The organism is Xenorhabdus thailandensis, from assembly GCF_037996785.1.
Taxonomy (GTDB): Bacteria; Pseudomonadota; Gammaproteobacteria; order Enterobacterales; family Enterobacteriaceae; genus Xenorhabdus; species Xenorhabdus griffiniae.
In genome coordinates, this window is sequence record NZ_JBBMXF010000007.1 from 228,924 (window position 1) to 243,154 (window position 14,231).

Genomic DNA, 14,231 nt, shown 5'->3' on the forward strand with positions numbered 1-14,231 from the left:
CCACATGACCAAACGTATACCTTTTCAACTTAGTGGATTACTGGCATTCAATGGCGTTTCTATTCTAGGAAATGCCATTACTGAAATTGCTATCCCATGGTTGATTTTGGAAATATCGGGCAGCCCACTATTAGTTGCTGCCATAATGTCTGCAAAAATCCTTCCCCTGCTCTTTTCCATTTTCTTTAGTGCTCAATTAGTGGATAAATATGGAGCATATCGCATTTCCTTATTATCTGATTTAGTCAATTTTTTCAGTGTGTTGTTAATTCCTCTGTTTTACACCATGGACGTCCTGAATTTTTACCTGTTGGCGGTCTTACTGATATTCTCCACCATTTTGGATTCCCCTGGACGTTTAGCGAAAGACGTCATGCTGGCAAAAGAAATCAAACAGAATAAAAGCGAACATGAATTGATCAATGGTATCAACAGTACGGTTGAGAATATTTGTGATCTGATCGGTCCCATCGTTGGTTCATTGATTATTGCCACGCTCGGTACACTCAATGCCCTGTATTTCGATGCGGTAAGTTTTTTGATAACTACATTAGGACTGATTATTCTGAAAAAACATTTTGTCGCCAATATCAATGAAGTGACTGAAATTCCCTCACAACCACACCATTATTTCCTTGAAGCATTCAGATACATGACATCTGAGAAAGAACTTCTCGCCATACTACTCATTAGTGCAATAGTAAATTTTGTGATTACACCATTTCTGATCATCTATTTACCCTATGTGAATAAACAAGAATTTAATTCTGTATTAAGCCTCGGTATCTCAATGACCAGCTTTGGCATAGGAACAACGCTCTCTTCACTACTCTATGGTGTTTATGGCAAATATTTTCCCAGCAACCGTATTATCATTATCAGCTACAGTCTATTTGTCCTATGCCTAATATCTTTGGCGCTATTTAACGGACAATATGCTTTTTTCATTCAGCTTTTCGCTATTGGTATTTGCATCGGATTTTCTGCTCCCGTTGAAATGACTCTGATTCAACGTCAAGTACCCGAAAATCTATTTGGCAGAATAATGACGCTATTCTCCTCCACACGATTTCTTGCTGTGCCTGTTGGGTATCTCTGTTTTGGTACGATACTGGAATCCAGCCTTGCCAAGCAAACGCCATTACTAATGGCTTTTGTGGTATCAGGGGGATTAATAATTTATTGGGTAATGTGCAAGAGAATTAAATAAAGCCGAGGATATGTCAGTTCGTTATGCCTAATATCTATGATTTTTGATTTGGATAATATTTCCTTTTAAAAGGAGGGAGCGTACTCCCAACTTCCAGAAGAAAAATTTCCTTTTAACTCGCTCAAAATAACTACGATGAAATCAAATAACATTAATGACGCATACCGATTGCTAATCGATTCATCCCATTCATAAGCGCAATCGCAAAGGTCAAATCAGAAATTTCCTGATCCGTGAAGTGATCTTTCAAGGGTAAATAAGCATTATCATCTGCATGTGTCGTTATAACGTGAGTAAGCGCTTCGGCCCACTCCAACGCCGCTTTTTCACGGGGAGTAAACTGACTACTCACTCGCCATCCGGCTAATTCAGCTAACCGACGTTCTGCCTCTTGATTTTCGCGCAAAACTTGAGAATGTTTATTTAAGCAGAAAGAACAACCATTGATTTGAGATACTCGCAAATAGATCAATTCAACCAATTGCAAACCTAACTGACTATTTTCCAGACCTTCTTTTACAGAACGAAAACCTTGAAGTAACTCTGGAGATAAGTTGTAGTAAGCAAGGCGTAATTTACTCATCAATAATACTCATTATATTAATATCTAAAGGAACTATATTAAAAATGATTACTTTAAGTAAAGGAAAGCATTATTTTTTATAATAACTACTTTATCTAAGTTAAAAAAGCATAAAAGGAGAATTGATTAAAATTTATATAATTTACTACGATAATCATTTAATTAGATAATTAACAAAAATGCCACAAAAGGAATAAGTGGAATTTTATATTACGTGGCAAACTAAACAATTAATTTTTTCACACTCTAATTTTAACTTACTGATTTATACAATAAATTAAAAATTCTTAGCGATATATCCGATATTAATACTTTCTTCTTGGATCAGTGCCGTACTCATTATCATCCTGAGTATCTCCCAAAAGAGTAAATACGAATAAAATAAGTCGACGTATTGTTACGGCAAGACTTGGAATAAAGGTAACAATGATATGCATTAGCAACAATGCAAAACCAGTAGTATCATTAATTTCTGAACCCAATACTATAATGGCCAGAAATACAACAATGTTAAATAAATATAACTTTCAACATTATTTACGAAGGACACGATCAGATAATTCAAAATATACCAATATAACTTCAAGATGCATATGATTTCTCCCCATTAATAATATCACTTTAAAAAAATAACTTGCATTAACATAATAAATGCAATACCGTTATGAACGAAGTAAACGCGTGAGTATTCCTTTAAACAACCATCTCATGCCCAATATTTAATAAAAAAGAGAACCACACTCAAATAAATTGGAGTTTAAATACAAGTTCCCACCAGCATGGTTGATTATTTGACTGGAAAAATCACTTATCAATAAGAAAACAGCATCACACGGATGCTGTTTTCAAACAATTAGCGTCTTTAAACCTGATACATTTTCCGTAAATAACCAGAAACAGCATCATCCGCATTGGAACCAATGACTTCCATCTCAGGTAAAATATTTTTTAAACGCTGGTGCGCTCCCTGCATAATGCAGCCTTTACCGGCCACACTTAACATTTCCTGATCGTTCATACCATCGCCAAATGCAATACAGTCATTCAATTGATATCCAATCAATTGGCAAACTTGCTCTAATGCATGGCCTTTAGAAACACCACCAGCCATTACTTCCAAACAATTTCTCAGTGAAAAACTGACATTAACCCTTTCCCCCCAACGGGCTTTAATCCTCTCTTCCAAATCCATCAAATAATCATGGTCTTCACTGGTGTAGTAAACCTTGCATACGCCATCTGTGGGAAAATTATCGCGCTGAAAAAGTTGGTAATGGAAAACAGACTCTTGGAAAAATTCTGTCTGTTCAGGGGATTCTCGATTTATTAGCCAATCATCGTTATTAAAATAATTAGTCAGGATATCAGGATTATCAAACTCCAATAAACACAAATCATGGGCAATATCAGGATCTAAGTTATGGCTAAATATCAATTCATCCTGGGTATTGTGAACCCTTGCACCGTTGGAAGTGATCATATAAGCATCAATACCCAATCCATCACGGATCTGTCCCACATCAATATGATGCCGCCCTGTTGCAAAAACAAAATGAATCCCTTGTTCCGTTAATAAGTTCAACGTTTCCTTGGTGTATGGGGTTAATTTATGGTCGGGAGATAACAAAGTGCCATCTAAATCTGAAGCAACAACATGATACATGGTTATAGTTCCTAAACTAAATCAATTCTGGTCAAAAAAATCACAAATTGCATTAAGAGCCTGCGCTCGCAATGCATCTTTTTCGAACAAAATTTCGTGATGAGCCCCCTGGATAATCAGAGGATTTTGGTGAGATGCACAAAAAGCCAATAACTCCCGATTACTTACTATCTTATCTTCACTTGCTTGTAATACGATGAGTGGAGTTTGAATTTTGCCCGCATTTTCAATCAGACTATCGCCCATCAGCATACTTTCACGCATCCAATGGTAAGTTGGCCCTCCAAGGCGCAATTCAGGATAATCAGCATAGTAGCGCAAATAACGCTGATAACGCGCATAACTGTGCGTTAATAGATTGATAAAATAGGGTAATGGCCGCCATTGCCCCGTTGATAGGGCATAAGCGTTACGTCTTTTGACATTGGGTTCTGCCTGGTTAACCAGAAAATTTGCCAACCAGCGAGGCATTGGTAAATTAATACCAAACATCGGCGCACATAACGCCACAGCACGAAAAATCGGCTCCTGGTAACGTATCAGAAAACGACTCAAAATCGCGCCACCCATCGAATGGGCCAGAGCATAACAACGATGAGACTGACGAGGCACTACTTCAAGTTCAATAAATTTCACTAAGTCATCCACATAATGATCGAACGCTTCAACATGGCCTTTTTGCCGATCATCCAACATACGCCCTGAACGGCCTTGCCCACGATGATCTATAATGAAAACATCGTAACCCAGATGATAAAAATCATAGGCCACTTCAGGGTATTTCACGTAACTTTCACTACGGCCAGGCAAAATGACGAGTGTTTTGTCATGATGGGGGGAACAAAAGGAGACATAATGGATGGGAATATCATCAATTCCTACAAATTGCCGTTCTTCTCTTGTTTGCCAAAAATCCAATAATAGTCCATTCGTAAAGGCTGAGAACTGAGGTTCACGGTTTAACCAGCTAGCTTTCAAGATCTCAGATACCATTCTTTACCCTTAGTTCATTGTCCTTTATGCCAATCCAACTTCAAGTTGCAGCTTGCAAATCAATGTGATTGTTTATATCTCCCCGCAAAGCGGGGAGATATAAGACGCATATTGAAAGGCGATTGGATAGTTTTTCAAATCTTTCAGTTACTCAAATTCTTCAAAATGCTCTCGGATTAAGGTCATAAAGGCATCACCAAAACGCTCCAATTTCCGCTGACCAACGCCATTAATCAGCAAAAGTTCATCCGGTGTTATTGGGCACTGTTCTGCCATCTCAATTAACGTGACATCATTGAAAACAACAAAAGGTGGAATATTGTTTTCATCAGCAATGGACTTACGCAATTTTCGCAACTTAGCAAATAATTTGCGATCGTAGTTGCCGCTGTACGATTTGTTTTGCTGATTACGGCTTTTTAAGTTTTGGATACGTGGTACGGCAAGTTGTAGAGACACTTCGCCACGTAATATCGGCCGAGCAGCTTCGGTCAATTGCAGAGCAGAATAGTTGGCAATGTTTTGGCTGATAAGCCCCAAGTGAATAAGCTGACGCAAGACGCTCATCCAATGTTCCTGACTCTGTTCTTTACCAATGCCATAAACAGGCAATTTGTCGTGTCCAAAATCTCTAATGCGTTGATTATTTGAACCACGTAGCACTTCTACAATATAGCCAATACCAAAACGTTGTCCAACGCGATAGATACAAGACAGCGCTTTCTGTGCTTCTACCAGACCGTCGTAACGTTTGGGAGGATCAAGGCAAATATCACAGTTGCCACACGCTGTTTGGCGACTTTCTCCGAAATAATTCAACAATACCAAACGCCGACAGGTTTGTGCCTGTGCAAATGCACCCATAGCATTGAGTTTATGCCGCTCAATATCCTGTTGTTCACCGGCGGGCTTTTCTTCTAAACAGCGACGCAGCCATACCATATCCGCAGGATCGTAAAACAGCACCGCTTCCGCCGGTAAACCATCTCGCCCAGCCCGGCCAGTTTCCTGATAATAAGATTCGATATTACGGGGAATATCAAAATGCACGACAAAACGCACATTAGGTTTATTAATTCCCATACCAAATGCAACCGTTGCTACAACGACCTGCAAATCATCTCGCTGGAAAGCATCTTGTACCCATGCCCGTTGGCTGTTTTCTAACCCTGCATGGTAAGGCGCAACACTTACCCCCCGCTTTTGCAGACGCTCCGCAGTTTCTTCTACTTTATTACGACTATTGCAATAGATAATGCCACTTTTTCCCTGCTGGCCACGGACAAATGACCAGAGCTGATCAAGCGGTTTGTATTTTTCAACTAAGGTATAGCGAATATTCGGACGATCAAAGCTGCTGATATGGATAATCGGATCATGCAACTCCAATAAACGCACGATATCCTGGCGGGTCGCTTTATCTGCTGTGGCTGTTAATGCGATCACCGGAAGATCGGGGAAGCGACGACGAAGTTGCCCTAATGCTCGATATTCTGGGCGAAAATCATGCCCCCATTGAGAAATACAATGAGCTTCATCGACAGCCAATAAAACAGGCTGCCAGTCGCGAAGTTGGTCAAGAAAATTATCCGTTACTAACCGTTCAGGGGCGATATAAAGCAGTTTAACACTCCCATTACGGCAACGTTGAATGATATCAAATTGCTGTTCACGACTTTGAGTTGAGTTCAGACATTCCGCTTCAACGCCATTCGCACGTAGCTGATCAACCTGGTCTTTCATCAATGAAATGAGTGGAGATACAACCAGAGTCAGCCCATTTTTAACCAATGCAGGGATCTGGTAGCACAGTGACTTACCGCCTCCTGTTGGCATAACCACCAGACAATCTCGTCCGTCAAGAACGGCGTCAATAACTTGCTGCTGTCCCGGACGAAATTGCTGGTATCCGAATGTTTTTCGTAATGCTTGTTCAGCCAGCGATGCCGTGCTGATAAGTTCTGCGGTAGACACGACTTTCCTCGATCGTTAGAAGCTAATCCCTGAAAAAGCCTAAAAATAGGCTATAAAAATACAGTTGCGATCCAATCACCTGTATATAAAAAATTACCGCTTATTCTACACGCTATATGATTATTTTTTGTAGCCCGTTTTTTTTCCCATGAATTGTTTCTCGAAGCGCTTCACAGGCTGGCAAAGTCGATCATGAAAGCATAAACTTAACAATCCATTAACTATATTAGCCCATTTAATGCCTGTTGATTTTACTTTTCATTATCAGGTTATCAGGAAAATCACATGGAAAATATTCAACCAGTAGACACCATCTTAACCTCAGAAGAAGCCCGTAAATTTATAGGTGAAATCTTTGTTTATCATATGCCATTCAATCGCCTATTGGGTCTCGAACTGCTCCGCTTCGAACAAGACTACGCAGAACTACAATTTTGTTACCAAGAGAAATTAATCGGCAATATGATCCATAAAATTTTACACGGTGGTGCAATCGCTTCCATATTAGATGTTGCTGGAGGGCTGGTTTGTGCAGGCAATACATTGACATCAATTGAAACAATTACCATCGCGGAGATCCAAAAACGCCTAACGACATTAGGGACTATTGATTTGCGAGTGGATTACCTACGCCCCGGACGTGGTGAAATATTTACTGCCAGTTGCAATCTTATCCGTGCAGGCAATAAAGTTTCTGTCGCCAGAATTGAATTGCATAATGAAAAACAAATGCATATCGCCAGTGCGGTGGGAACTTATTTGGTTGGCTAGAATTTTGGGACTTATACTTTTGGTTTTATATTTTTGATCTTACAAATTGAAGGTGCTGATGGGAAATATATAATTTCGCTTTTCTCCTCTCACACCTTCGTAATCATTATTAAATTGTATAAATATAGACATCTCAATTAGTTAAACATAAAAATTTAGCATATAGTGCTAATTGGCTGATAAGTAGAAACGTTTAATTTATTATTCATGTTATTAACTACTTGTAAATCATTTATTCAAATGACACATTGTATAGGTCCATGAGCTATCACCTTAGCAAGCTCTTCTTAATTTTCTGAACATTCTCTAAACATTCAAGGATATTATGAGTAACCAACAGACTGCCAAAGGTATCTTGTATGCCTTGGGGGCTTATCTTATCTGGGGATTGGCCCCTATATATTTCAAGACCATACAATATGTACCTCCCGATGAAATCGTGTCTCATCGTGTTATATGGTCAGTTTTTTTTATGGTACTGATGTTGACACTGACTCGTCACTGGCGCCAGGTTTGGGTTGTTGTTCGCCAGCCGAAGATACTGCTGCTGCTAGGCATCACAGCCTTCACTATTACCAGTAACTGGCTCACCTATATTTGGGCAGTCAATAATGGGCATTTACTGGAAGCAAGTCTGGGGTATTTTATTAACCCGTTGGTTAATGTCCTGTTTGGTATGATATTTCTTGGTGAACGTTTCCGCCGTATGCAGTGGGTTGCTGTAGGATTGGCCTTTACCGGTGTCTTGATCCAGCTATGGCAGTTTGGTTCTATCCCCGTGATTGGTTTATATTTAGCGACGACGTTTGCGGTCTATGGTCTGATCCGCAAAAAATTGGGCGTTGATGCACAGACAGGTATGTTGGTTGAAACAACCTGGGTATTCCCTGTCGCCTTGATTTACCTGCTGTTTTTCACCCATAGTCCAACAAGTAATATGCTGGATAATACGTACTCTTTGAACCTTATGTTGATTGCTGCCGGTATTATTACAACGGTGCCTCTGCTGCTCTTCACCGCGGCCGCTGCGCATCTGCGTTTGTCCACGCTGGGCTTCTTCCAGTATCTTGGCCCAACATTGATGTTCTTGCTGGCAACGTTAGTTTATGGTGAGGAAATAGGACCAGATCGTTTAATCACTTTTGGCTTTATTTGGGCTGCCTTGATTCTGTTTACTCTGGATGCGCTCTATACGCAACGCCGTTTACGGAAATAGCTCAATTTTTTCAACAACATTCCTAAACTGCCCAAGGTGTTATCTAAAATATCTATACCAATCTAACGTCAAGATGCGTGTGATATCTCCCCCGCTTCGCGGGGAGATATCAAGTTTCATATAGTGTTCTTGAAGTTTAGCTTTTGGGGTAGTGGAAACAGCCGACAAAGCAATTCATTAGAAAATAGATAGCGGGTGAGATGGCTATAGCCAGTTTTTGCGTTTGAAGTAAAGGTAAGGAGCCAAACCCGCTGCTATCATCAATCCAATCGCCGCAGGATAGCCGAATGTCCAATGCAACTCCGGCATAAATTCGAAGTTCATTCCATAGCTGGATGCGACCAGCGTGGGTGGTAGGAATACCACAGAGACAACGGAGAAGATCTTGATAATGCGGCTCTGTTCGATGTTAATAAAGCCCATCGCCGCCTGCATCAAGAAGTTCACTTTCTGGAACAGGGATTCATTGTGCGGCAGCAAGGATTCAATATCTCGCAGGATTTCACGAGCTTGTTCCAACTGATTGGCCGGCAAGCGGGCACGGCGCACAAGGAAGTTCAGGGCGCGCTGGCTATCCATCAAACACAAGCGGACTTTCCAGCCAATATCTTCCTGTTCAGCAAGGTTAGATAACGCAGAATCAAACTCATCGCCCTGTTTACCATTCATAATGACCCTGCTCAGGGATTCCAGCACGCTATAGATGTTTTCAATAACATCAGCCAATTGTTCGATTTTAGTTTCGAACAAATCCATCAACAGCTCATAAGCATTTCCATCAACCATCGTCTGGTTACGGGCACGCATTCGGTATAATCGAAATGCAGGGAGTTCACGCTCTCGCAATGTGTAGAGACGACCGTCACGGATAGTAAATGCGACTGTCGAGTTGCCAGCATGGTCTTCGGCATCTTCAAAGTAGAAGAATGAATGGACGTGCATACCATCTTCATCTTCAAAAAAACGGGCTGATGCCTCAATGTCATCCAACTCGGTGCGGGTCGCCAGGACTTGTCCCAGCTCATTCTGGACACGGAGGCGATCATTATCCCCCAGCCCCACTAAATCTACCCACATGGAGTCAGATAACTTATCACCTTCTTCAAATTCAAGACGGAGCAGGCGATTGTTCTCTAATTTAAATGCGTTCAGCATGTACCATAAGTCTCCTTATACTCCCTACGCTTATCGTAAGGCGCGAATGTTACGCTTAGAAGAAAAAGCCTGTCAACATTCGACCGGATTATTGGCCTGTTTCGAGTCTGGCATAAGCGGCCACCAGCCACTTAATACCTTCACCCTGAAACGCGATTTGCAAGCGGCAATGTTCCCCACTACCTTCTATATTGATAATCGTCCCTTCACCAAATTTGGGATGACGTACACGCTGTCCAAGAGCATAACCACTGTCATTGGCACTGATAGGTGTGCCCAGCCGTTTGTGGCTGACCGGGCGGGATACCGTTGCTCGCAAACGAACTTCTGCCACGCATTCTGTCGGTAATTCTCCAATAAAACGAGACGGACGGTGATGGACTTCCTTGCCATACAAACGACGGCTTTCCGCATAAGTCAGCGTCAATTTTTCCATCGCCCGAGTAACGCCTACATAGGCCAGGCGACGCTCTTCTTCCAGCCGACCGCCTTCTTCGATGGACATCTGACTCGGAAACATGCCCTCTTCCATACCGACAATAAAAACTTGCGGGAATTCCAAGCCCTTCGCTGAATGCAAGGTCATCAGTTGCACCGCATCCTGATAGGCATCCGCCTGACCTTCCCCCGATTCAAGCGCAGCATGGGAGAGGAAAGCCTGCAATGGCAGCAGGTTTTCGTCCTCGTCCTGATAACTAAATTGACGGGTTGCCGTGACCAATTCTTCGAGGTTTTCGATACGTGCTTGTGCTTTTTCGCCTTTTTCCTGTTGATACATCGCCCATAGGCCAGAATCACGGATAATGCGATCGGTCTGCACATGCAACGACACCTCCTGTGTTTCCGTTTCCAGCGCATCGATCAATTCGATGAAGCGTTGCAGTGCAGATGCCGCACGTCCAGCCAGCACTTTTTCCTGTATCAATACCAGACTACTTTCCCACAAAGTTTTTTGCTGATCTCGCGCAACCTGGCGCACAACATCAAGTGTTCTGTCGCCAATGCCACGTGTGGGTGTATTCACCACGCGCTCAAAAGCTGCATCATCGTGACGGTTTGCGACCAGACGCAAGTAGGATAAGGCATCTTTGATTTCCTGGCGTTCGAAGAAACGCTGTCCGCCATAAATACGATAAGGCATGGAAGCCTGCAACAAGGCTTCTTCCAGAACGCGGGATTGAGCATTGCTTCGATACAGGATCGCACACTCTTTCAGTGCACCGCCATTATCCAACCAATGCTTGATACGGCCGACAACATAACGGGACTCATCCAATTCATTGAAGGCACAATAAAGTGAAATTTGCTCTCCCTCGCTGCCTTCTGTCCACAAATTCTTACCCAAACGATCACTGTTATGAGCAATCAGGGCATTGGCCGCTTTAAGGATATTGCTGGTCGAACGGTAATTTTGTTCCAGACGGAGCGTTTCCGCTCCCTGAAAATCCTTGAGGAAACGCTGGATATTTTCTACCTGCGCACCACGCCAGCCATAAATGGACTGGTCATCATCCCCGACAATCATGACCTTACCGCTATCACCAGCCAGAAGACGAATCCAGGCATATTGAATACTGTTAGTATCCTGAAATTCATCCACCAGAATATTCGTGAAGCGTTCACGATAATGTTGCAGAATTTGTGGCTTGTTCAGCCAAAGTTCATGGGCGCGTAGTAACAATTCGGCAAAATCCACCAGCCCTGCGCGGTCACACGCTTCCTGATAAGCCTGGTAAATTTTCAGCCAGGTTGCCTCTACCGGATTACCGTAAATTTCAATGTGTTGTGGACGCAGTCCTTCATCTTTTTTGCCATTGATGTACCACATTCCCTGACGGGCTGGCCACTGTTTGTCATCCAGATTCATCGCTTTAATGAGGCGTTTGATGAGGCGGTGCTGATCTTCACTATCGAGGATCTGGAAATCTTGCGGCAAATTTGCATCAAGGTGATGGGCGCGCAACAAGCGATGAGCAAGGCTATGGAATGTACCGATCCACATGCCCCCCTGACTGGTGCCAATCAGGTTTTCAATTCGGTGCCGCATCTCAGCAGCCGCTTTATTAGTAAACGTGACCGCCATGATGGAAAACGGCGAGGCATTTTCAACTGACAGTAACCAGGCAATCCGATGAACCAGCACGCGCGTTTTACCACTGCCAGCACCAGCCAGTACCAACATATTACTACGGGGAGCTGCGACCGCTTCACGTTGTTTATCATTGAGGCTTTCGAGCAGATAAGAAACGTCCATAATTACCGTCAGTTGTTAATATTTTTATATAGATTTCGATTTGAAATTATATCAGTGCTACCAAAGAAGCCAAATCAGAAATCTCAATATGTGGCACCAGACGCCCCTCTGGTTCCTGCATCAAGTTTTTATTCTCAATGTTGATCCAACAGGCTTGCATACCACTGCAAAGTGCCCCTTCAACATCTGTATTCAAATTATCCCCCACATGCAAGATTTGATTTATAGGTAGGTTGAGCCGATCTGCCGCGGTCTGGTACATGTCAGGGTAAGGTTTAGAACGTCCATCTATGCCCGCTTTCAAAACAAATTCAAAGTAACGGGCAAGCCCACAGGCGGCAGGTTCAGCGTTTCCATTGGTAATCGCCACTAACGGCATTTTTTCCGCTAATAGGGACAAAACCTTATGGGTGGATTCTGGAACAGTGATTTGGTTACGCCAGTACGTAAAGCAAGACATAATTTCATTCGTCCCACGTACGGTTTCTTCATCATTGAAACCCTGGTGGGTAAACATAAGTTCTGCGGATTGCCGACGCCATGAAGTCACATCATGATAAATATCAGGTTCCCGTTCAAGAACCGCCTGGCGGTATAAATGCAGATCTTCATGCTCAAAGTGACCGAATTTGGCATCGTACTGCCTGATAAAACACAACACTTCTTTTTCGGTTTTATCGATTACAGGATGATTATCGTAAAGCGTATCATCCAGATCGAATGTCATCGCCGCAAACGGCGCGATAGGCCGATAAAAACGCATTATGATTTCCCTCGTTTGGCTCTAGGGTGAGCCACATCATAGACTTTGGTCAAGTGCTGAAAGTCCAAATGGGTATAAATCTGGGTGGTCGACAGGTTAGCGTGCCCCAGTAATTCCTGAACTGCACGCAGATCTCCACTGGACTCCAGCATATGTGTGGCAAAAGAGTGTCGCAATTTATGAGGGTTAACATGGCTACTCACACCTTGCCGAATCCCCCACTGTTCAAATCGTTTCTGTACATTACGGGCAGAGAGACGTTTTCCGCTTTTGGTGGAAATAAAAACCGCATCATCTTCTGGCTCAAGTAATTCCCGCATTTCTAGCCAACGCTGGAGCCATTCCTGCGCCATACGGCCGAACGGCACTTTACGCTCTTTGCTGCCCTTGCCATGTACCCAAACGTCCGCGCCTTCCAGATCCAAATGGTGGCAATCCAGACCTACCAGCTCAGACAAACGCAATCCCGCGCCATACATCACTTCCAGCATGGTTCTGTCACGCACTGACAACGGATCGTTCAAATTAATATTGAGCAGTTGGTTAACTTCATCCACATCCATGTTTTTAGGTAAGTGACGTTTTTTACGCGGAGTACTGACTGTTTTAGCAGGGTTAGCTACCAACTTATTTTTCATTACCATCCAGTCAAGAAAACTACGCAAAGAAGACAAGCGCAAAGCAAGGCTGGCAGACTGCAAGCCTGCCCGCCGACTACGAGAGGCAAACATTTTGACTTTAGCCGGATCTAACTCTTGCCACTCACGTATCCCCATCTCCAGTGACATTTCCGCCAAAATTACCAAATGACGTCGATAGTGAGTGATCGTCACAGGGCTTAAACGTCGTTCAACACGCAAATAGTGCAAGAAATCTTCTACGGGAGCTAACAGTAAATCAATCGGCTGAGTCATGCGCGTTCAATCCAACGGGACAACAAACCCGGCAACAGCTTCGCCAAATGGTCGAGAATATCCGTTCCCATGCCTTCGTGATAGTGCTGTTTATCATGGCTATTGAAGATTACCATGCCCAAATCCCCTCGTGTTCCTAAAAGGGAAATCGCCACTGAACCCACATGGCGTGCCTGTGGCATTAACAATAAAATCTCTGGGCCGTGCAGTCGGCCAAGGTAGTGATTTTTTTCCCAAAATCTCTTAATGCGGACGGATTCAAAAGCCTGACGAGAAATAGCCAGCTCCGGCACATTCAATGGTGCTCCCAGACGCCATTTATCACTGAACAATCGAATATAACTGTTACTTAACCCCAGTGTTTTTGACCATGAACTTAAGCAGGAAAGAAAGTCCTGCAAACTCTTGGCACCAGAGAGATCCGAAAGTAATTGCAATAGGCTACTGAACAGCACTTCATTCTGTTTCGCCTGCGCTACCAAATAGTTCAGATCGTCTTCCAAATAACAGATACGTTTTCTCTGACGGTTCATATGCCATTCCATCAAAGAGACACACTCTCGTACCGGATGGGGAACTCTTATCTGATCGACCATATTGGCATTACGGATAAAAAAATCCGGATTATTCAACAAATAATCCACGACAGTCTGATCATCCAGTCTGTTTTCAATGTGCAATGGATCGTTTTTTTCACCCATTTTCCAATGCCCCATATTTCAAGAGAGACTCAAC

General features: G+C 42.9%; 12 protein-coding genes. 3 read left to right on the forward strand and 9 right to left on the reverse strand.

Features of this window, described 5'->3' with window-relative positions; genetic code table 11:
- Window positions 1-4: 4 nt before the first annotated feature.
- Window positions 5-1,210 (forward strand): MFS transporter, encoded by a 1,206-nt coding sequence (locus AAC853_RS03535; protein ID WP_340613707.1) that lies wholly within the window; start codon window positions 5-7, stop codon window positions 1,208-1,210.
- 151 nt (window positions 1,211-1,361) lie between these two features.
- On the opposite strand, the gene AAC853_RS03540 is transcribed toward AAC853_RS03535, so the two are convergent.
- From AAC853_RS03540 to recQ, 4 genes are all read right to left on the reverse strand, one after another.
- On the reverse strand, window positions 1,362-1,793 hold the full coding sequence (locus AAC853_RS03540; RefSeq protein ID WP_340613708.1) for a carboxymuconolactone decarboxylase family protein: 432 nt from the start codon (window positions 1,791-1,793) through the stop codon (window positions 1,362-1,364).
- An 862-nt stretch (window positions 1,794-2,655) separates the two neighbouring features.
- Window positions 2,656-3,456 carry a sugar/pyridoxal phosphate phosphatase YigL gene (gene yigL, locus AAC853_RS03545; RefSeq protein WP_340613709.1) on the reverse strand — a complete coding sequence of 267 codons (801 nt, stop codon included), beginning with the start codon at window positions 3,454-3,456 and terminating at the stop codon, window positions 2,656-2,658.
- 21 nt (window positions 3,457-3,477) lie between these two features.
- Window positions 3,478-4,449, reverse strand: a complete 972-nt coding sequence (gene pldB / locus AAC853_RS03550; protein WP_340613710.1) for a lysophospholipase L2 — start codon at window positions 4,447-4,449, stop codon at window positions 3,478-3,480.
- Between the two features lie 147 nt (window positions 4,450-4,596).
- On the reverse strand, window positions 4,597-6,423 hold the full coding sequence (gene recQ, locus AAC853_RS03555; protein WP_340613711.1) for an ATP-dependent DNA helicase RecQ: 1,827 nt from the start codon (window positions 6,421-6,423) through the stop codon (window positions 4,597-4,599).
- Window positions 6,424-6,708: 285 nt separating this feature from the next.
- Here recQ and AAC853_RS03560 point away from each other — a divergent pair, with 285 nt between their 5' ends.
- Window positions 6,709-7,194: a thioesterase family protein gene (locus tag AAC853_RS03560; protein WP_338883663.1), complete on the forward strand. Its 486-nt coding sequence runs from the start codon at window positions 6,709-6,711 to the stop codon at window positions 7,192-7,194.
- Between the two features lie 325 nt (window positions 7,195-7,519).
- Window positions 7,520-8,410: an EamA family transporter RarD gene (rarD, locus tag AAC853_RS03565; RefSeq protein WP_338883664.1), complete on the forward strand. Its 891-nt coding sequence runs from the start codon at window positions 7,520-7,522 to the stop codon at window positions 8,408-8,410.
- A 204-nt stretch (window positions 8,411-8,614) separates the two neighbouring features.
- On the opposite strand, the gene corA is transcribed toward rarD, so the two are convergent.
- The 5 genes from corA to AAC853_RS03590 all read right to left on the reverse strand — a co-directional run bounded on the left by corA (window position 8,615) and on the right by AAC853_RS03590 (window position 14,197).
- Entirely contained in the window at window positions 8,615-9,565 is a 951-nt protein-coding gene (corA, locus tag AAC853_RS03570; protein ID WP_338883666.1) for a magnesium/cobalt transporter CorA, read from the reverse strand.
- A gap of 88 nt (window positions 9,566-9,653) precedes the next feature.
- Window positions 9,654-11,819: a DNA helicase II gene (uvrD, locus tag AAC853_RS03575; protein WP_340613712.1), complete on the reverse strand. Its 2,166-nt coding sequence runs from the start codon at window positions 11,817-11,819 to the stop codon at window positions 9,654-9,656.
- A gap of 46 nt (window positions 11,820-11,865) precedes the next feature.
- On the reverse strand, window positions 11,866-12,582 hold the full coding sequence (gene yigB, locus AAC853_RS03580) for a 5-amino-6-(5-phospho-D-ribitylamino)uracil phosphatase YigB (RefSeq protein WP_338883670.1): 717 nt from the start codon (window positions 12,580-12,582) through the stop codon (window positions 11,866-11,868).
- Entirely contained in the window at window positions 12,582-13,496 is a 915-nt protein-coding gene (gene xerC / locus AAC853_RS03585; RefSeq protein ID WP_340613713.1) for a tyrosine recombinase XerC, read from the reverse strand. The genes yigB and xerC overlap by 1 nt, the downstream gene beginning before the upstream one ends.
- Complete coding sequence (locus AAC853_RS03590) at window positions 13,493-14,197, reverse strand: DUF484 domain-containing protein (protein WP_340613714.1); 705 nt, start codon at window positions 14,195-14,197, stop codon at window positions 13,493-13,495. Before AAC853_RS03590 ends, xerC begins: the two co-directional genes overlap by 4 nt.
- Window positions 14,198-14,231 lie beyond the last annotated feature (34 nt).